The organism is Filimonas zeae (assembly GCF_014641615.1).
GTDB classification, from domain to species: domain Bacteria; phylum Bacteroidota; class Bacteroidia; order Chitinophagales; family Chitinophagaceae; genus Filimonas; species Filimonas zeae.
Genome location: NZ_BMIB01000003.1, coordinates 745,162 through 763,718 on the forward strand (window position 1 = coordinate 745,162; position 18,557 = coordinate 763,718).

Here is an 18,557-nt window from a genome sequence, read left to right on the forward strand (position 1 = left end):
ATTACGATATGCAGGCACTGTACCACTCTCCTTTTTTACAGGCGCTGGGATATGCTATTGCCAACAGTTTCTGGCAGGTAGCGCTGATCTGGTTGATTGTAACGGTATTGCACGGTGTATTGAAAACATCGTCTGCTGTAAAATACCGTATAGCAGTGTGGGCACAGTTTACAGGTTTTGCCTGGTTTGTGGTTACTTTCCGTTTTTATTATCAACGTTGTATATCGGCTGTGCGTGAAATGGAAGCATTTCAATTGCCTGGTAATACCTCGTTTTATATTACACATACCAATACCGGATTCAGAAACAGCCTTACCGGTTTTCTGCTGAAAGCAGAGCAGTTGTTACCCTTTTTATCTGTGGCGTATTTATGTTTACTGGTATTTCTGGCTTTTAAGTGGATTGCCAGTTACCGGCAAACACAACAGATACGTTATAACGGCCTGCTTAAAACGGATATTGACTGGCGGTTATTTGTACAAAAAGTATCTGCTCAGCTGGGTATTAAGAATAAGGTATCTATTTACCTGTCTGCACTGGTAAAAAGCCCGCTTACCATAGGGTTTCTGAAGCCCATTATTTTAATTCCGGTAGCCAGTATTAACCACCTTGCTGCCGAGCAGATGGAAGCAGTAATACTGCATGAACTGGCACATATACGCCGGGCCGATTATCTTGTAAACCTGCTGCAGACGGTAGTGGAAATTATACTGTTCTTTAATCCTTTTACCCGTTTGCTGAGTTCTGTTATCCGCAAAGAGAGAGAGAATAGTTGTGATGACTGGGTATTGCAGTACCAGTATAACCCTGCTATGTATGCAGAGGCGTTGCTGAATATTGCCCGGTTGCAACAGCAACCGGTTTTGGCTATGCCGGCTGCGGGTGATAAAAAAGACTTGTTACCCCGGGTTAAGCGGATGTTGAACAAACAGGAAAAAAGCTTCGATTATAAACGTCATCTGGTAGCGCTGATGTTAATGACCTTTTTGTTGAGTGGTGCTGCCTGGCTGGCGCCCTCTGCTAACCGTTCTGCTGTTGCTGGTAAAGATAAAAAGGCGCAGCCGGTGGAAATTGAACCGGTAAGCCTGGCTGTAAATAATCCTTTATTTAATCCCGTATTTTTTCTGGCTGAAGAAAAGAAGAAACCGGCTTCGGGAACAGTAACCAATACAGTAAAGGTGGTAAGTGTTTCAATGGCAGTTGACCGGCCGGTAGCCAGCCAGCATGCAGCAATTACCGATACATTACAAACTCTGGTGCTGACGGAAAAGCCAGCTGATGAGCCAACTGAAGCTATTATAGTACCCGTTGCGGAACGCACTATAGGGGCAGATGCGCCGGTAGTTACCAGAGCGGTGGCCACCTGGTCTGACAGGCAGCAAGTAGTTGTTACCGGAAGAAAAATGAATGTACACCGGCAGCGGCGTATGCAATACCTGCCTGTGTTTGCTGTTTTTGCGTCTATGCAGTCAAGAGTGAGGCCCCCCCGTTTACCGGAACCGGAAGATACAGTAAGGCGGGTAACCGGTTTTCGTGTATCTCATCAGCCGCCGCGGCTGATGATGTTACAGCCTGTGGAAGAAATGCCAAGGCCTGCACCCCCTACTGCAGCCATGGTGTTAGAGCGTTTTCTGCAAAGCGGAAACGATAGTCTTAATCAGCAGGTACTAGTGAACATAGCCCTCGCAAAAAACAATACAGATTCAGTAAATGTGCTACGCAGGTTTTACCGGGAACTTTGGCAGCAAAGCCGTAAACACCGTGAGCAGGCTGAAGCCTCTAATGATATGCAGGATAAAGGCCATTGGGCCGTGTTTAAACCACTGGTAGTGGAACAGATACACAGATCAGCCGACAAACTTAGTATGGCATCTGCTGATTCCGTTACTACCATTGTTACCGGAAAAGAAGGACGCAAACAATTTCACGTTATTATTACTACCGGTGTAACTATGGTAAAACACAAGGTTGACCATAAAAAGCCTGCACAGGAAGAAACCGCTTACGGTGATAAAGAAATTACAACTGACATTGCAGCCGCAACTGAATTGGAAAAGGATTAATTGGAGATGTATTTGTTTTCAGTAAATCAGGTACAGGAAACGGATTGATTATTACCAGATGTTGCGCGGACACCAGTCGCCATAGGAATTACCCAGTGCAAAACCTACCAGTATTTCATGCGTACCGCTGCTTACATTGTTCAATTTAGAAGTAATATAGTCGTAAGAATAACTGATGTTGATTTTAGGGTTAATGTTCATACCTACCATTGCACCAAAGCCATCTTTAAAGCGGTAGTTTAAACCTGTCCATAATACATCCTGCCATTGCAGTTTTGCATTTACATCCACACTCAACGGCGTTGGGGAAATCCATTTTAACATAGCGGAGGGCAATAAGCTTATTTCTTCTGTTAAAAACAGCATATAACCACCGGTTACAAAAAGGTGCGGTAATTGTTTGCCCAGCAAGGTTACACGGTTGCCATTAAGACCGCCATTGTTAAAACCTACACCCTGCGGAATAATGTTCATAGCAGATACACCAGCAAAGTAGCGCGCAGAATACAACCATAAACCCGCATTAAAATCCGGACGGATGCGGTTAACATAACCACTGCCCGAAACGGTAGGGTCTATAGGATATTGCTCGCCAAAATCAAGTTTGGCTGCGTTTAAACGTAAGGATTGAAAACCTGCGGAAATACCACCGCTTAAATTGGTTTTTGGAGACAGACCAATATGATAGGTTAACGTTCCATAGCCGGAAAAGCGGTTCATAGGGCCAGTACGGTCGTTGATGATTGTTAAACCTGCTCCACCGTGTGCTGGTGGTGCCTCATATTCCGACCAGTAGTTTCTGCCGCGCGGGTTTTCGCCCGACATATGTGTACTGGTAATGGTTTGTTTGTCGTAATCACTTCGTTGTAAAGGACCATGTACGGTAACATAGGAAGTCACTGGTGCTCCGTTGATACCTACCCACTGATGACGGTGGCTAAGTTTTACATCAACATAGTTTTCAATACCCGCCACGGCAGGATTGATAATGTAGCTGTTCAGTATGTACTGGGTGTATTGGGGACGCTGCTGTGCCTGCACCTGCATGAATGAACATGACAATGCCAATGCGGCAGCCAATAGGCTTTTCATATTTTAAAAGTACCTCATGTAAAAACGTATACTATTCCCTTAAATCAGGGACCGGGGCTGAATACGCCTATAATGCATGAGGGCCAGCGCAAAAAAGTAAATCCAACACACTTATATTAGGGTGAAAACCTATCCTGTCCTGGAACATTTGAAAATAGGGAGATTGGTTTGCAGCATGTTGCTGATAATTTTTAGGCTGCAGGCTATTGCGGGCATCTGTTACGTTTTGCGGGTAAACTGGTATATAAGTACCGGTGTTTTCTAATGTAACAGATAGCTTAAATACTTTTAACAGCCATTCCAGTATGCTGCGGTTTTTTTCAAATAGCAGCGTGTGCTGTTGAAAAATCAGCGCTTCTACGGTATGGGCATAGTATTCAAAAAAAGGGGCTTTGCGGTAGCAGGAAGTTATGGTACGCCATTGCTGCATCTGCCAGTTCTGGCTGTAGTCTATTTCGAGCAGGCGATAAGGTATCTTCTGATCGCGGCCATTTACCAGCGGAACAGATAAGTTAATAAGCCCATTGCTGCCGGCTATAATACAGCGGTTGCGGAAACTGTTCTTCTGATAGTTTTCGTAGTACTCCAGTTGAACTAATGGGTATGCACACAACATTTTCAGGTAGCTGATACAAGGAAAATACTGGTTGTCAATTACTAGCGTTGTTTGCATGGCCGCAAAGATACAGTGCTTATTTATTGTTGTACAGTGGTTTTTAACCGGAAACGGCCATTCAGAAAATACCAGACACCTGTAAGGGCCGCCAGCTGCCTTATCCCCGCAACAAATAACATTTGTTTGGCCAATTTAAACATCAGTAAGGCAACAGAATAAACAGGTTAATATTACTTTGCAGTTAAACATTCACGTGTGAAAACAATTACAAAGGGTATGCTGGCAGCGCTGCTGATACTAATAATGGCTGCTACTGCATGTAAAAAGCCGGCAGGTTTTGAATACCGGGGTATTAACAACGTTAAGCTGGAGAATATGAGCATGGACCGTAGTACTGTACTACTGAATATGGTTTATTATAATCCCAACAGCTTTGGCGTAAACCTGAAACATGTGGAGTGTGATGTGTTTGTAGACACCGGCTATATAGGGAAATACGTACTGGATACCATGATGCATATTGACAGGAAGGCGGAGTTTACCATACCTACCCGTATGGATGTAGATATGCGCAGCCTGCTGAAAGGTGGTATGTCTGCCTTATTTGGTAACGACGTACAAATAACAGTAAAAGGAAAAACCCGTGTGGGCAAAGGCGGCATTTTTGTAAATGTGCCTTTTGATTTTACCGGTAAGTATAAGATACCATTGTTTTAACGGCCTTGTGTAAAATAGTAACGCCTGAACAGGTATTTTTTAATAACTCTGTTCAGGCGTTTTTTATTTAATAGCTATCAGCATTATTGCTGCGGAGGAATATTACAAGGCTTGCCTTTCTGTGGTCCACCACCCTCTTCAGGGCGTTTGCAAACTGGTGGCAACGTTTTGTAAGAATCTTCTGTGGCTTTGGTTTCGTCTGCATCAAAACCTGCATTGTTAATAGCGGTTTTAATATAATCAGGAGTAATGCGGGATGGCATGTATTGAATACGTATAGTTCCGGCACCCATTACAATCTGCCATTTAACAATACCTGCATCGCTGTTCGGACCTTTTTCGCGGGTGAGGTATTTTTCCAGCCTGTCTTTACATTCCCAGCATTTCAGCTGCGGAACTTTCAGGGTAATCCATTCTGCTTTTTTTTCCTGTGCGTTTGCTTTAACTGCTAACAGCATTAAGCCGGCCGCAAACAGGGAAACCATTTTTTTCATATTACTTTCTTTTAAGGTCAATCAGAAAACAGGAATCGGGCAAGTCAAAATTCAAAACACAAAATTCAAAACACAAAATTCAAAACTCCCGGGTACTACTTGCCCCAGGCTCCCGGGTTGTTACGCCAATCCAGCAGCAGTGCTTCCATTTCCGCTGGCACGGTGCCTTTTTCCAGTGCCAGTTGTATCAGTGCGCCGTAGTTGGTAAGGGAATGTAAGTTAACGCCTGCTTTTTCAAAATTTTCCACCGCAGCTGCAAAACCATAGTTAAAGATGGAAACCATACCGGTAGTTTGCAAACCTGCGTTTTTAAGCACATCCACTACCTGCAGGCTGCTTTTTCCGGTAGAAATAAGATCTTCTACTACCACTACCTGCTGCCCCTGCTCATAAAAACCTTCAATCTGGTTACCCAGTCCATGCTCTTTGGGTTTGGGGCGTACATAAATATAAGGCAGCTTCAGCTGATCAGCAATCATAGCGCCCCAGGGAATACCTGCTGTGGCTACGCCTGCTACCACTTCCGCTTCCGGATATTTTTCAAACACTACATTGCACAACTCGCTTTTTACAAAATCTCTTATAAAAGGGAAACTCAGTACTCTTCTGTTATCACAATAAATAGGGCTTTTCCAGCCGCTGGCCCAGGTATAGGGTTCTGTTGGGTTCAACTTAACCGCTCCTGACTGTAATAATTTCTCTGCTACCGCTTTTTCGTTGGATGTCATAACGTTATTTTCAAAACAAGTAGCACGAAATTCGCGTTAATTTGCAGAAAACCATTTACCTGATGAAAAAAATAATTGCCGCAGGCGGTCTTGTTACCAATGACCAGGGAGATTTACTGATGATTTACAGAAGGGGAAAGTGGGATTTACCCAAGGGAAAACAGGATGATGGAGAGTCCATTGCTGCCTGTGCGGTAAGAGAGGTAGAAGAAGAAACCGGACTGAAGCAGGTGATACTGGGCGACAGTCTGGGGATTACGCTCCACACTTATGAGCAGGATGGTGTGGAAATAGAAAAAGAAACCCATTGGTTTAAAATGTTGGCTCCGGGCGTACAACAGCTTGTTCCTCAGACAGAAGAGGATATTGAAAAAATTGAATGGGCAAATAAAGCTGCTTTAAAAACCTATTTACAGAATACTTATGCTAATATTGCAGAGATCGTAGCCCGCAGCGGGCATGAAACAGCGTAGTTTACGCAAACCCCTTATTATCTATAACCGCAGAGCTTGCAATAAGCTGGTTTTCAATCAACATACCCCTTTTTTATCATTTTTATTTTTGTGAAAACGGAACTGTTTTTGCAAACGAAGGAGGACTATGAGTAAAACCATCATTGTATCAAACCGGTTACCTATTAAAATTGACGCTTCAGAACAGGGCCTGCAGTTGAAACCCAGCGAAGGCGGATTGGCTACAGGATTAAGCTCTGTATATAAGAACGGAAATAACGTATGGATTGGCTGGCCAGGAACAGAGGTGGCAGATGAGCAGGCAAAGCAGGTTACCAGTCAGTTAAAGGAGATGCGGTTAAGTCCGGTGTTTTTGACGAAGGATGAAATCGCTCTTTTTTACGAGGGGTTTTCTAACGAAATTCTATGGCCTATTTTCCATTATATGTCGCCCTATGCGCGGTATGATGATAAATACTGGCTCTCTTATCAGCAGGTAAACGAAAAATTTAAGCAAGCGGTATTACAGGTAGCTGAGCCTGGCGATACTATCTGGATTCACGATTACCAGCTATTATTATTACCCGGTCTTATCAGAGCGGCTTTGCCTGATATTACCATCGGCTTTTTTCAGCATATCCCCTTTCCTTCTTACGAATTATTCCGTTTAATACCCTGGCGTTCAGAGTTATTACAGGGAATGCTGGGGGCTGATCTGGTTGGGTTTCATACCTACGACGATGCGCGGCATTTTCTTTCTTCTGCTACGCGTATTCTGCAGGTAAAATCATCTTCTAATGTTCTTACAGTGCATAACCGCTCCGTAGTGGTGGAATCGTTCCCCATGGGCATTGATGCGGAAAAGTTTGAAAAGATTGGAGAAGAGCAGGCGGTAAGAGATAATATTACACATTTACAGGAGTCTTTTGGTAATACCCGTTTAATTCTTTCTATTGATCGTCTGGATTACAGTAAAGGTATTTTACAGCGCCTGCAGGCTTTTGATTGCTTTTTGCAGAATCATCCTGAGTACAAGGAAAAAGTATCGCTGTATATGATTGTGGTACCCTCACGCGATACCGTGGGGCAGTATAAAGAATTACGGGATGAAATTGATAAAATGGTGGGTAATATCAATGCCCGCTTCCGTACTAATGTATGGACACCGGTAAACTATTTCTACCGCTCCTTCCCTATTGAAATGCTGTCTGCCCTTTACAGTTTTGCTGATGTATGCCTGGTTACCCCTATGCGTGATGGTATGAACCTGGTATGTAAAGAGTATGTGGCCAGCCGTAGCAATAACGATGGGGTGCTGATATTGAGTGAGATGGCCGGAGCCAGCAAAGAACTGATTGATGCCATAATAGTCAACCCTAATAACATTAACCAGATGAGCGAATCTATTGTTGAGGCGCTCAATATGTCAACAGACGAACAGGTAAAGCGCATGACACAAATGCGCAGCCTGGTAAGTAAATACAACGTAAACCACTGGGTAAAGATATTTATGGAACGATTAGAGGAAACGAAGCGCATGCAGCAGTCTTTACAGGCAAGGCATATTGGTAATAAGACATTAAATTATATTAAGCGTAAGTATGCCAGAGCGCATAAACGCCTGTTGTTACTGGATTATGACGGTACACTTACCGATTTTAATACCAATATAAACATGGCTAAGCCGGATAAAGAACTTTATTCCATACTGGAGGAACTTACCAAAGACGACCATAACCGGGTAGTAATTATCAGCGGCCGTAACTATACCACACTGGAAGAATGGTTTGGACATATGAAGGTAGATCTGGTGGGCGAACATGGTGTATGGCATAAAATGTACGGCGCCCCCTGGCAGGAAACCAAGGGACTGCGTAATATGTGGAAGCAAAGCATATTGCCTATTCTGAATACTTATACAGAAAGAACACCGGGTGCATTTATAGAAGAGAAATCTTACTCGTTGGTATGGCATTACCGCAAAGCCGAAAAAGAGCTGGGCGATATGCGTGCCAGTGAAATGATGAACAATCTGCGTTATATGGTGGCCGATCTGGGCCTGCATCTGATGCCAGGTAATAAGGTGGTAGAGATTAAGAACAGTGAAATTAACAAGGGTAAAGCGGCGCAATATTACCTGCATTACGATAACTACGATTTTATAGCAGCTATTGGCGATGACAATACAGATGAAGATATGTTTAAGGTAATGAAGGATGATGTTATTACCATTAAGGTAAACAGCAATATATCTGCTGCAAGGTTTTACCTTGAAGGTGTACAGGAAGTACGGGCGTTTTTGAAGGGCCTGCCTGGCAGACTGTTTATCAGCAAAATGCTGGATAAGGTATTGCAGCTGCAGTGGTTACCACCTTATATGAATACAAAAAAATAACTACAAACCTCATAAGCCGGATTCTGTTTCTAAACTATCATTTATCTGCGAAGAACATTACTGTTCAGCTGTTGCTGCCTACCCTGGTTCTTCGGACGGGCCGCCCTCGAACGAACCTATACATGGCATTACAGCACCTAAGGTTTACCCCCGGGCTATGTTACCATAGCCCGGTGTGAGCTCTTACCTCACATTTTCACCCTTACCCTGTTACAGGCGGTTATTTTCTGTGGCACTTGCTGTTTCCGGTTACCCGGAACCCGGCTCTTAACCGGTAGATTGCCCTGTGCTGTCCGGACTTTCCTTACCACACCAGGGTGTGGCACGATAGCTCGGGTTTGTAGTTAAATCAAATATACAATTCGTTGACTAGTATTGGAAGAATATCTCTGTAGCGCCGTAGCCAAACCGGGCATCGTACTGGTTAATGAAGGTTTTTACCGAGCTGCGAACTTTCAGCAGATCATGAATTTCATCCCGCAGGCGGCCGCTGCCTACTCCATGTATCACCACCAATGTAGGTTGGTGATGAGCCAACGCCAGTTCGTACCACTTTTCAAATTCCTTCATCTGCAGACTGATGATTTCCAGATTGCTCATCTTCTGCCACTCGTTGGTGAGCTTTTCAATATGAAGGTCTACCACGCTGCGTGCGGGTGGCAGGTTCTGCCTTATTTTGTTGGCTTCATATATTTTATAGCCTTTGGCCAGTAAGGGGCTTAATTCAAACTTATCTTCTTCCAGTCTTTCCGGGTATTCCTTAAACAACTGATAAGAGAACGTAGGTTCATTCTTATCCTTCATCTCTTCAATACGCTGGAATACCTGTTTGCCTTTCAGTTTTACTTCTGTTTCGTAAAACTCTGCCTTCTTTTTATCAGGCGTAAGCAGGGAGAATTCAAAATGGAAATGCGGGTTATCGCTCAGATCGCCAAAAGGCACATCGTGCAGATAAAAGTCTTTAAACGCCGGGCTTTCGCTTTTCAGCTCAAAATTGGCATTGCCAAAAACAAGCTGTTTGTAATGAAAGGCGAAGGCAGTACCCGTTTTGTTTACCAGATACACTTTCAGATAATCCACTACCTCATCATCAAATTCATCGTAAGAAAATTTGGGTATGAAGGAAAGCCATACACCATCCTGCACTTTTATCTGATTAGGTGTTGGTTTTTCTTTAGGTACCTGATCTACATATTGTTTTGCCGGTTTAGGTGCTTCCGGCGCTGTTTTCTTTTTGGTAAAACGATGAAAATAGGGGAAATCGATCTGATCCATATAGGCAGGAAACTTTACGCCTCTTACCTCAATCAGCACCATCTTATCGTTTATAATTTCAATTACCTTCCCCTCTTCGTTGCTATGTAATACTAATATCTCGTCTCCTACCTGGTATTTCATACTGCAAAATTAAGCCAAAACTCAAAAATCAAAAGTCAAAATTCGAATGGCAGACGGAACAGTATGACGGGGTAGCTATTTTTGATTTTTGAATTTTCACTTCTGAACTTTCAATGCTGTATGCAGTCTGCTGTTGCGATACCCATATAAAAAATAAATAGCCAGGCCCAGCACCATCCAAACCAGAAACATATACCAGCTTTTGGTAGGTATTTCTATCATCAGGTAAAGGCAGGATACAACGCCCAGTATGGGAATGAGTGAGAACTTTTTCAGCAGCGTTAATACTGCCAGTATTACGGCTATCAGTACAAACAACAGAAACAGAATTTCCTGATGATCCTGTGCGGCACTGCCCAGATTGTGAAATGCATTTTCCAGCCTTTCCCGGAAACCATAAATAAACAAACCGGTAAGGATGGGCACAATAAATTGTCCGTTAATATATGGCAGTTGAAACTTGCCGGGCGCTTTGGGCTGGGGAGGCAGCAGCAAAACGCCACCCGCTACCAGTACAAACGCAAACAGTGTACCTATGCTGGTAAGATCGGTCATAAGCCCGCTCTGCAAAAACAGCGAGGGCACGGCTACCAGTATACCAGTTATAATAGTGGCGAAAGAAGGTGTATGAAAACGGGGATGTACTTTTTGAAAACGCTTAGGTAAAAGTCCGTCGCGGCTCATGCTCATCCATATACGGGGCTGCCCCAACTGAAAAACCAGCAATACCGAAGTGGTGGCTATAACCGCGCTTACTGAAATTACTTTTTCAATCCATGGTGCACGGTTGGCAAATACAAACGCCAGCGGATCATTCACATCTTTAAAAGCGCTGTAGTTTTCTATACCGGTAAGTACCAATGCTATTAAAATATACAGACCTGTGCAAATAAGCAGGGAGTAAATCATAGCCTTGGGCATATCTCTTTGCGGATTACGGCATTCTTCTGCGGTGGTAGAAATGGCATCAAAACCAATGTAGGCGTAGAACACGGCAGATACACCTTCCAATACCCCTTTAAAACCATTGGGCATAAATGGACGCCAGTTATTGGTATCTACAAAAAAGGCCCCCGCCACTATTACAAATATGATTACGGCAATTTTGAAAATTACCATGTAGTTGGTGGTTTGCTTACTCTCACGTATGCCTACATAAGCCAGCCAGGTAATCAGCCCTACAATAATAAAAGCAGGCAGGTTAAAAAAAACGTGTGTATTGCCTATTAACGGCGCCTCATTCCAGGCCTTTACGGCAAACTGATACTTGCTCAGCACTGCTGCATCGGTAATACCACCTTTTGCCAGCGCGGCTGAAGCCTCGCGGAATGCTTCAGAGGCAGTAGTGCCATCAATCAGCATCCAGTCTGGCAGGTGAATATGAAATATATGAACCAGCAGGTTGTTAAAGTAGCCGCTCCACGATATGGCTACTACAATATTTCCAATAGCATATTCCAGAATCAGTGCCCAGCCTATAATCCAGGCAACCAGCTCGCCAAACGTAACATAAGAGTAAGTATAAGCGCTGCCTGCAATGGGTACACGGCTGGCAAATTCAGCATAACATAAAGCCGAAAATCCGCAGGTAACAGCTGTAATAATAAAAAGCAGCGAAATGCCGGGGCCACCATGGTATGCCGCACCGCCGATGGTGCTGAAGATACCTGCGCCCACTACCGCTGCAATACCCATGAAAGTAAGATCGCGAACGCCCAGGATTTTTTTCAGTCCGCCGGTGCCGTGCCCGTCGTCCAGCCCCTCGGCCGCGTCTTTCATGATTACGCTAATGCTTTTTTTGCGGAAGATCGAATTACTCATGTCAGTTGTTTTGTATTAATGTTCCCTTGCTACCAGAAAATCGGCCAGTTCCAGCAGTGGTTGTTTTCTGGTTCCGGTTACTGCTACTGCTTCCAGTTCCTGATGTGCTTTTTCCAGATAAGACTGTTTCAGCGTACGGGCCCACGCATCTACCTGGCATTCCCTGAAGATAGCCAATACTTTTTCTACTTTATCTTCCGGGTTTTCCTGCATCAGGCGTAATAACTCCTGTTTCTGTTGCGGGTTAGCTACTTCCAGCGCGCGCAGCAGCAGAAAGGTTTTTTTATTCTGACGAATATCACCTCCCGGCTCCTTTCCAAACTTCTCCGGATCGCCAAAAGCATCCAGATAATCATCCTGTATCTGAAAAGCTATGCCCAGGTTACGGCCAAACTCGTACATGTGCAGGCAATTGCCCTCACTGGCTCCACCCAGTATGGCGCCTGTTTTCAGGCTGGCAGCCAGCAATACAGATGTTTTCAGCTGAATCATGTGAATATATTCTTCCAGCGTTACGTTATCCCGCTTCTCAAAGTCCATATCCCATTGTTGCCCCTCACATACTTCACGTGCGGTGCGGTTAAACAAATGCATAATACGGGGCAGCATTTGCGGGCTTACTTTTGCCAGGTACTCATACGCTACAATCAGCATTACATCGCCGGTAAGCAATGCAGTATTCTCATTATACTTAGTATGTACAGTAGCAAAGCCCCGCCTTAGCGGAGCTTTGTCCATAATATCATCGTGTAATAAAGTAAAGTTGTGGAACAGTTCAATGGCGGTTGCTACATGATACGCATCGGCGTGTATTTCATCAAACAACTCATTGCCCATCAAACATAATACGGGTCGTATCCGCTTACCTGCAATGCCTAGAAAATAAATACCCGGTTCGTACAATGTGGCGGGTTGTGCAGGAAAGTGGGGCACATTGAATTTTTCAGCAAATATGCCCACCAGTTCTTTAAATGAATGCATATAGAAATTAAAGTCAAAACTCAAAAGTATTCAATTCAGCAATAACTAAACACATTAAACTTCCTGTGTTTAATCTGCGGTGTCCGATAATTGAGTACCTGGCTTGTTCTTTTTATTTTTTGGCTGTGTGGTTTTAGCTCCTTTCTTCTTCGCTGTTTTTGCAGCGGGTTTGGCTTTGTTATCTGCTTTTTCTTTTTTGCTATCTGCCGCCTTTGCAGGGCTGGCTTTTACACTTGCTTTTTTGTCTTTGTTTTTTGCAACAGCCGATGCTTCCTGTATTGGCGCAGGGGCCTTTTTACCGGTTTTAGGCGCTGGGGTTACCTTGCCGGCTTTGGCTGTTTCTTTGGTTGAAACTGCTTTTTTAGCAGCCGTTTTTTTACCCTCTTTTTTTGCAACGTCTTTTACTTTGCCTTTGGCAGCTACCGCATCAGCTTTTTCTTTTGCTTTAGCCTCCACCGGTTTTGCCGGTGCGGCAGCAGTAGTTTTTGCTTGTTTTTTAGCAGTAACAGGCACAGCTGTAGGTACAGACCTGCCAGGCTTTGCCGCAGGTGTTGTTACTGTAGCAGGTTTTACTGCCGGGGCCGGTGCTTCGGGCACAGGCACAACAGGCGTTACCGGTACAGGTGCCTGAGGCACAATAACCGGAGGCACAGATGGTGCTGTGTGTTGGTAAGGAGCATCTTTCTTTTTGCCCTTAAACTTATCCTTGCCTTTGGCTTTATCTTTACGGTTATGGTTACCGTTACCGTTGTTGTTGCCTCTGGCTTCAAAAGCCTTATCAATGGTGTCAGCGCCCTCTTTCACCCATTCGTAATCCAGTTGTCTTTTATCCAGATTGGCGGCTATCACTTTTATCTTCACCTTATCCCCCATACGGAAGCCCCGGCCACTACGCTGGCCATACAAAGCATAGTCTGCTTCGTTTAGGCGGAAATCGTCATAATCGCTAAGGCTGGCAACACTTACCAGGCCCTCACATTTATGCGCCACCGTTTCTACCCAAAAGCCAAAGCTGGATACCCCGCTGATAACACCGTCAAACTCTTCGCCCAGGTAGTCTCTCATATACTCTACCTGTTTGTATTTGTTTCCGGCGCGCTCACATTCCATAGCTGCCCGTTCGCGGTCGCTGCTTTGCTTGCACTTTTCCTCCATCTTTTTATCGGCATGCGGATGGCCTGCCAATACCTGCTCTAATTCGCGGTGTACCAGTACATCGGGATAGCGGCGGATGGGTGAGGTAAAATGACAATAATATTCAAAAGCAAGGCCGTAGTGGCCTATGTTTTCTGTGGTATAAATGGCTTTTGCCATGGTGCGTATGCCCAGTTGCTCCAGTACATGCTGCTCCGGTTTGCCTTGTACATCGCCCAGCATCTGGTTAAAGCTTTCAGCGATTCTTTTAGGACTGCTGATATCGAACTTATGGCCAAACTTGCGCGCAAATGCAATAAAGGGTGCCAGCTTTTGCTCATCTGGCTGGTCGTGTACGCGGTAGGGAAAAGGCAGTGGCTCTTTGTTTACTTTAATTTTAGCCACATGTTCTGCCACGGTGCGGTTTGCCAGCAGCATAAACTCTTCAATCAGCTGATGTGCTTCTTTACTTTCCTTTACTACAATGCCTATAGGCTTGCCGTTCTCGTCCAGTTTAAAGCGTACTTCCTGTGATGAAAAATTGATAGCGCCTTTGCCAAAGCGCTCTGCACGTAACTGGCGGGCCAGGCCATTCAGCAGCAGCAGTTCCTCTTTGTAAATACCGTCTGCTCCTTCAATCATTTCCTGTACATCTTCGTACGTAAAACGGTGGTTGGAATGGATAATGGTTTTACCCAGCCAGTATTTTTTCACCTTGCCTTTATCGGTCATTTCAAATACCGCTGCAAAACTCAGTTTGTCTTCCTTCGGGCGCAGTGAGCAAAGCTCGTTGCTTATCTTTTCCGGCAGCATAGGGTTTACCCTGTCTGGCAGGTATACAGATGTGGCCCTTTTATAAGCCTCATCATCCAGTGCGGTGCCGGGCTTTACATAGTGGCTTACATCTGCTATATGCACCCCCACTTCATACAAGCCCTTTTTAATTACGCGTAATGATATAGCATCATCAAAATCCTTTGCGTCTACCGGGTCAATGGTAATGGTGAGTGTATCGCGGAAATCTTTGCGCCGTGCTACTTCCGCTTCGGCAATCAGTTCCGGCAGTTGTGCGGTTTCATCCATCACCACCTGTGGAAAGGATAAGGGGAAGCCAGCTTCTGCCAGCAGCTCTTTCATAGCCATATCATTGGCGTCAGTAGCATCAATTACAGTTACTACAGCACCTACGGGCTTTTTATCATCCTTGCCCCATTTTTCCATCTTCACAATTACCTTGTCTTTATCTTTTGCACCGTTCACTTTATCCAGCGGTACATAAAAATCAGGCATCGGTTTTTCGCTGTCCGGTATAAAAAAGGCAAAATTGGGCGCCAGTTGCAGGGTGCCTATAAATTCGGTTTGTTTGCGTTGTAATACTTCTATCACCCGGCCTTCCTTACGGCGGCTGTTCAGGTTTTCGCGGGTTACTTTTACGGCTACTGTATCGCCATGCATGGCGTTGTTAAAGTCGCCGGGACGTACCAGTACGTCTCCGCTGCCATCGGCTATTACTACATAGCCAATTCCGGAACGGGTAATATCAAGGGTTCCCTGGGTGCTATAGGTTGGTTGGGAGGAAGAAGATTTTCCCTTGTGGTGTTTGTTTTTACTCTTGTGTTTTTTTCCACTCATGCAGTGTGCAATTGATAGTTTTCAATAAAATGAATCATCTGGCTGTTAAACTGATCCGTTCCATTAAACAAAAAACCATGCCTAACCGGCAAAACATAGAGGGGGAGCCTGTCCAGTTCGTTTTTAAATTTAAGCAGACGAACGGCATCTTTTTCTGTGGTAAGGATTATTTTCCTGTTACCGGTAAGCTGTTCGTACTTTTTACGGATGTCTTTCAAATCGTCAATTCTAAAGATATGATGATCGTTATAGTCAAGCAGGTCATAGGTAGCTACCTGCTCGTTCAGATACTGTTTTAATGGTTTGGGATTGGCAATGCCACATACCAGCAATACCTCATCTTCCGCGGCCAGATTATGCGCGTTACGATTGATAATGTGATAGGGAGTGCCGTATTCAATAGTAGTAAAATATACCTGCTGGTGCGGCAGCGGTGCTATTTCCAGTAATAACCGGTCTCTTTCCAGCTCAGACAGGTTGGCCGGGCATTTGGTTACCACAATAATCTGCGCCCTTTTATAGCTGCTGCGCTGATCGCGCAGATCGCCGGTAGGCAGAAAATAATCTCTTGTAAACAAATTGTTGTAATCGGTAAGCATAATGTTCATACCTGCATTTACCGGGCGGTGCTGAAAAGCATCATCCAGCAGTATTACCTGTGTTTCCGGGCGGTCGTGCAGCAATTGCGGAATAGCTACAATACGCTCCTCACCTACTGCTACCGTAATATCTGGAAATTTCAGGTGAAACTGCATAGGCTCATCGCCAATATCCAGTGCAGTGGTTTGGTCGCCTGCCAGTGCATAACCTTTGGTTTTGCGTTTGTAACCCCGGCTTAGCGTAGCTACTTTGTATTTGTTCCGTAACAGATGCACCAGATACTCCACCATGGGCGATTTACCAGTGCCACCCACCGCTACATTGCCTATGCAAATAAGTGGTAAGCCAAATTCTGCGGAACGGAGATATTTTTTATTGTAAAGGAAATTGCGAATGGTAACCGCCAGGCCGTATAACAATGCAAACGGCAGTAAGAGAACACGAAATGATTTCAAAAAAAATGCATTAAAATTCATAAATGGTTGCGGGTGTAACGCAATAATCTAAAGATACATCAAAAGGCTGAGTATCAATGATTTTTTCAACAGGCTCAAAATAACTGAAACCCACCTTTAAAACCTCCGGCCGGCAGCGGGCCAGATAACGGTCATAAAACCCTTTTCCATACCCGGCGCGGTAACCGGCTTCATCACATACCAGCATGGGTACAAATACCAGATCAATGCTTTCCGGTTCTATCTGCGTGCCGTTTACAGGTTCTGTAATACCCCATTCATTGGCCAGGTATACCGTGTCTTCATCTATAGCATAGGCTTCCATGCTGTAATCTGCAAAATTGCTGATGGTGTAGGCCATTTGCAGGCCTGGTATGGTATGGCGCAGATAGCCGGTAAACAGGTGGGTATTGGGCTCTGCCTGGCTGGGCATGGGCCAGTAGGTTAGCAGGGTTTCTACTTCTTCAAACGCCAGCCGCTGAAACTGAATCAGCAACAGATCATCCAGCTTCAGCTTTTCGTGCGAAGAGATAGCCGCCCTTTTTTCGCGGTATAGTTTACGAAGTTGCTGTTTGGTCATCCGTATTTTCAAAAAAGGAAAACAAAGTACTGCCGTAGTTGCGCACAAAACTAAAACCTGCAAATTTTTCGTAAGCGTTGCGGGGCGTATGCTCCAGTACAAAAAAACCACCTGGTGCAATCAGTTTTTTCTGTACAATAATTTTAGGCAGCTCGTCAATGGTACCCAGCGCATAAGGCGGGCCGGCAAATATAAAATCAAACTGTCCGCTGCAGGTAGCTAAAAAACTAAACACCTCCATTTTAATTACCTGGCAGTTGGGCATGCCCAGCATTTCGGTGTTCTTTTTAATAAAAGCATGCATCTGCGGGTCTTTCTCTACTATAATCTGTTTATCGGCTCCGCGGCTGGCCAGTTCGTAGCTGATGCTGCCGGTGCCGCCAAACAAATCCAGCGTATTGGCGCCTTCAAAGTCTATGCGGTGTTGTAATATATTAAACAGGCCTTCCTTGGCAATATCCGTGGTTGGCCGTGTGTGTGGCATATTAGCGGGTGGGTTTATTCTTCTGCCCCCCCATTTTCCGGAAATAATCCTCATGTAGTTGTTTTAAAAAAAGGTACAAAAAAATGTACCGGTTGTTCGGTAAAAGCACCCCCCAACCTGTTACCAGGCAGGGAATCTACTGCCACATCCGGCAGGTATTTTACCATTTCTTCGTACAGGCTCGATTTAAAGTCAATCAGGCCTGATACCCTTACCGGCGTGCTCTCATAATCCATCCCGTACTGGTTGCAGGTATTGAGTATATAATATAATACATCTTCCGGCGTCTGGTAATTAAAAGTCTGCATCAGTTGCACTTTCCGCTGTTTTACCACTACCAGTATAAAATGGTTTCGGTAAAAGAAAGCATATAATCCCTGACGGTCGTAATTGAAGCTGTTAAATAAGCCCAGGTATTTGTGTTCAAAAGTAGCGTTGGGGTAAGTCATTACCACGGCTTCTTTCCAGGCACGCGGTACGCGGAATACAGCGGCGGTTCTGGTAGCTGTATGCGTATGGCCCGATACATCTGCATGCAGGGCGTTACCAAATACAATATTCAGATACTGGGTAGAAACCTGTTCGTGGTAATAATTGGCCGGCACCAGTAAACATTCACTGTTTTCCCAGATTACCTGCACCTGTGGGTGGTAATCCTTCATTATTTTAGATACCAGCTTCACATCGCGCAATACGTTGGCAAAAACAGGAGACATTTCTGCGTCGTACTCAAACAATTCAAATGCGGAGATTACATTGCTGTTGCTGTCTTTCAGCCAGGTAGCCACATGGCTTTTACCCAGTTCCAGATAAAACTGCTCTGCTCCGGTGGCGGTTTCGGGGTTGTATATACCAAAGGTTTTCTGTACCATTTTCTCCAAATAAATTGCAATGATACTAAAAAGCCGTTGACTG

16 protein-coding genes and 1 other RNA gene are annotated in these 18,557 nt (G+C 44.6%); 4 read left to right on the forward strand and 13 right to left on the reverse strand.

Features of this window, described 5'->3' with window-relative positions; translation table 11 throughout:
• The first annotated feature begins 8 nt into the window (after positions 1-8).
• Positions 9-2,063, forward strand: a complete 2,055-nt coding sequence (locus IEY13_RS16225) for a M56 family metallopeptidase (protein ID WP_188953966.1) — start codon at positions 9-11, stop codon at positions 2,061-2,063.
• Positions 2,064-2,114: 51 nt separating this feature from the next.
• Here the strand turns inward: IEY13_RS16225 and IEY13_RS16230 are convergent, their stop codons facing one another.
• Both IEY13_RS16230 and IEY13_RS16235 read right to left on the reverse strand, forming a co-directional pair.
• Positions 2,115-3,155, reverse strand: a complete 1,041-nt coding sequence (locus tag IEY13_RS16230; RefSeq protein ID WP_188953968.1) for a PorP/SprF family type IX secretion system membrane protein — start codon at positions 3,153-3,155, stop codon at positions 2,115-2,117.
• A gap of 67 nt (positions 3,156-3,222) precedes the next feature.
• Positions 3,223-3,828, reverse strand: coding sequence for a WbqC family protein (locus IEY13_RS16235; RefSeq protein ID WP_188953970.1), 606 nt, complete (start codon positions 3,826-3,828; stop codon positions 3,223-3,225).
• Between the two features lie 198 nt (positions 3,829-4,026).
• Here IEY13_RS16235 and IEY13_RS16240 point away from each other — a divergent pair, with 198 nt between their 5' ends.
• Complete coding sequence (locus IEY13_RS16240; protein WP_188953972.1) at positions 4,027-4,488, forward strand: LEA/WHy family protein; 462 nt, start codon at positions 4,027-4,029, stop codon at positions 4,486-4,488.
• Between the two features lie 83 nt (positions 4,489-4,571).
• On the opposite strand, the gene IEY13_RS16245 is transcribed toward IEY13_RS16240, so the two are convergent.
• Both IEY13_RS16245 and pyrE read right to left on the reverse strand, forming a co-directional pair.
• Positions 4,572-4,982, reverse strand: a complete 411-nt coding sequence (locus IEY13_RS16245) for a heavy-metal-associated domain-containing protein (RefSeq protein ID WP_188953974.1) — start codon at positions 4,980-4,982, stop codon at positions 4,572-4,574.
• 95 nt (positions 4,983-5,077) lie between these two features.
• Positions 5,078-5,710 (reverse strand): orotate phosphoribosyltransferase, encoded by a 633-nt coding sequence (gene pyrE / locus IEY13_RS16250; protein WP_188953977.1) that lies wholly within the window; start codon positions 5,708-5,710, stop codon positions 5,078-5,080.
• A gap of 62 nt (positions 5,711-5,772) precedes the next feature.
• Here pyrE and IEY13_RS16255 point away from each other — a divergent pair, with 62 nt between their 5' ends.
• Positions 5,773-6,183: an NUDIX hydrolase gene (locus tag IEY13_RS16255; protein WP_188953979.1), complete on the forward strand. Its 411-nt coding sequence runs from the start codon at positions 5,773-5,775 to the stop codon at positions 6,181-6,183.
• 127 nt (positions 6,184-6,310) lie between these two features.
• On the forward strand, positions 6,311-8,557 hold the full coding sequence (locus IEY13_RS16260; RefSeq protein ID WP_188953981.1) for a bifunctional alpha,alpha-trehalose-phosphate synthase (UDP-forming)/trehalose-phosphatase: 2,247 nt from the start codon (positions 6,311-6,313) through the stop codon (positions 8,555-8,557).
• On the opposite strand, the gene rnpB is transcribed toward IEY13_RS16260, so the two are convergent.
• From rnpB to IEY13_RS16305, 9 genes are all read right to left on the reverse strand, one after another.
• Positions 8,554-8,901, reverse strand: an RNA gene (gene rnpB / locus IEY13_RS16265) — RNase P RNA component class A. The genes IEY13_RS16260 and rnpB overlap by 4 nt on opposite strands.
• A 25-nt stretch (positions 8,902-8,926) precedes the next feature.
• Positions 8,927-9,955, reverse strand: coding sequence for a Smr/MutS family protein (locus IEY13_RS16270; RefSeq protein ID WP_188953983.1), 1,029 nt, complete (start codon positions 9,953-9,955; stop codon positions 8,927-8,929).
• Between the two features lie 96 nt (positions 9,956-10,051).
• Positions 10,052-11,776, reverse strand: coding sequence for an amino acid permease (locus IEY13_RS16275; RefSeq protein ID WP_188953985.1), 1,725 nt, complete (start codon positions 11,774-11,776; stop codon positions 10,052-10,054).
• A 15-nt stretch (positions 11,777-11,791) separates the two neighbouring features.
• Entirely contained in the window at positions 11,792-12,757 is a 966-nt protein-coding gene (locus tag IEY13_RS16280) for a polyprenyl synthetase family protein (protein ID WP_188953986.1), read from the reverse strand.
• 69 nt (positions 12,758-12,826) lie between these two features.
• Positions 12,827-15,523 carry a ribonuclease R gene (gene rnr / locus IEY13_RS16285; protein WP_188953988.1) on the reverse strand — a complete coding sequence of 899 codons (2,697 nt, stop codon included), beginning with the start codon at positions 15,521-15,523 and terminating at the stop codon, positions 12,827-12,829.
• Positions 15,520-16,578 (reverse strand): tetraacyldisaccharide 4'-kinase, encoded by a 1,059-nt coding sequence (lpxK, locus tag IEY13_RS16290; protein ID WP_229687892.1) that lies wholly within the window; start codon positions 16,576-16,578, stop codon positions 15,520-15,522. Before lpxK ends, rnr begins: the two co-directional genes overlap by 4 nt.
• Before the next feature lie 10 nt (positions 16,579-16,588).
• The gene (locus IEY13_RS16295) at positions 16,589-17,158 is read right to left on the reverse strand and encodes a 5-formyltetrahydrofolate cyclo-ligase (RefSeq protein WP_188953992.1); all 570 of its coding nucleotides are present in this window, start codon (positions 17,156-17,158) and stop codon (positions 16,589-16,591) included.
• Positions 17,136-17,696 (reverse strand): 16S rRNA (guanine(966)-N(2))-methyltransferase RsmD, encoded by a 561-nt coding sequence (gene rsmD / locus IEY13_RS16300; RefSeq protein ID WP_188953994.1) that lies wholly within the window; start codon positions 17,694-17,696, stop codon positions 17,136-17,138. Before rsmD ends, IEY13_RS16295 begins: the two co-directional genes overlap by 23 nt.
• Positions 17,693-18,514, reverse strand: coding sequence for a DUF3822 family protein (locus IEY13_RS16305; RefSeq protein ID WP_188953996.1), 822 nt, complete (start codon positions 18,512-18,514; stop codon positions 17,693-17,695). The genes rsmD and IEY13_RS16305 overlap by 4 nt, the downstream gene beginning before the upstream one ends.
• Positions 18,515-18,557 lie beyond the last annotated feature (43 nt).

Bases quoted from the DNA above. Each gene is read 5' to 3' on its own strand.
- IEY13_RS16225 (WP_188953966.1), top strand. From the start codon at position 9: ATGCAGGCACTGTACCACTCTCCTTTTTTACAGGCGCTGGGATATGCT.
- IEY13_RS16230 (WP_188953968.1), bottom strand. From the start codon at position 3,155: ATGAAAAGCCTATTGGCTGCCGCATTGGCATTGTCATGTTCATTCATG.
- IEY13_RS16235 (WP_188953970.1), bottom strand. From the start codon at position 3,828: ATGCAAACAACGCTAGTAATTGACAACCAGTATTTTCCTTGTATCAGC.
- IEY13_RS16245 (WP_188953974.1), bottom strand. From the start codon at position 4,982: ATGAAAAAAATGGTTTCCCTGTTTGCGGCCGGCTTAATGCTGTTAGCA.
- pyrE (WP_188953977.1), bottom strand. From the start codon at position 5,710: ATGACATCCAACGAAAAAGCGGTAGCAGAGAAATTATTACAGTCAGGA.
- IEY13_RS16255 (WP_188953979.1), top strand. From the start codon at position 5,773: ATGAAAAAAATAATTGCCGCAGGCGGTCTTGTTACCAATGACCAGGGA.
- IEY13_RS16260 (WP_188953981.1), top strand. From the start codon at position 6,311: ATGAGTAAAACCATCATTGTATCAAACCGGTTACCTATTAAAATTGAC.
- IEY13_RS16270 (WP_188953983.1), bottom strand. From the start codon at position 9,955: ATGAAATACCAGGTAGGAGACGAGATATTAGTATTACATAGCAACGAA.
- IEY13_RS16275 (WP_188953985.1), bottom strand. From the start codon at position 11,776: ATGAGTAATTCGATCTTCCGCAAAAAAAGCATTAGCGTAATCATGAAA.
- IEY13_RS16280 (WP_188953986.1), bottom strand. From the start codon at position 12,757: ATGCATTCATTTAAAGAACTGGTGGGCATATTTGCTGAAAAATTCAAT.
- rnr (WP_188953988.1), bottom strand. From the start codon at position 15,523: ATGAGTGGAAAAAAACACAAGAGTAAAAACAAACACCACAAGGGAAAA.
- IEY13_RS16295 (WP_188953992.1), bottom strand. From the start codon at position 17,158: ATGACCAAACAGCAACTTCGTAAACTATACCGCGAAAAAAGGGCGGCT.
- rsmD (WP_188953994.1), bottom strand. From the start codon at position 17,696: ATGAGGATTATTTCCGGAAAATGGGGGGGCAGAAGAATAAACCCACCC.
- IEY13_RS16305 (WP_188953996.1), bottom strand. From the start codon at position 18,514: ATGGTACAGAAAACCTTTGGTATATACAACCCCGAAACCGCCACCGGA.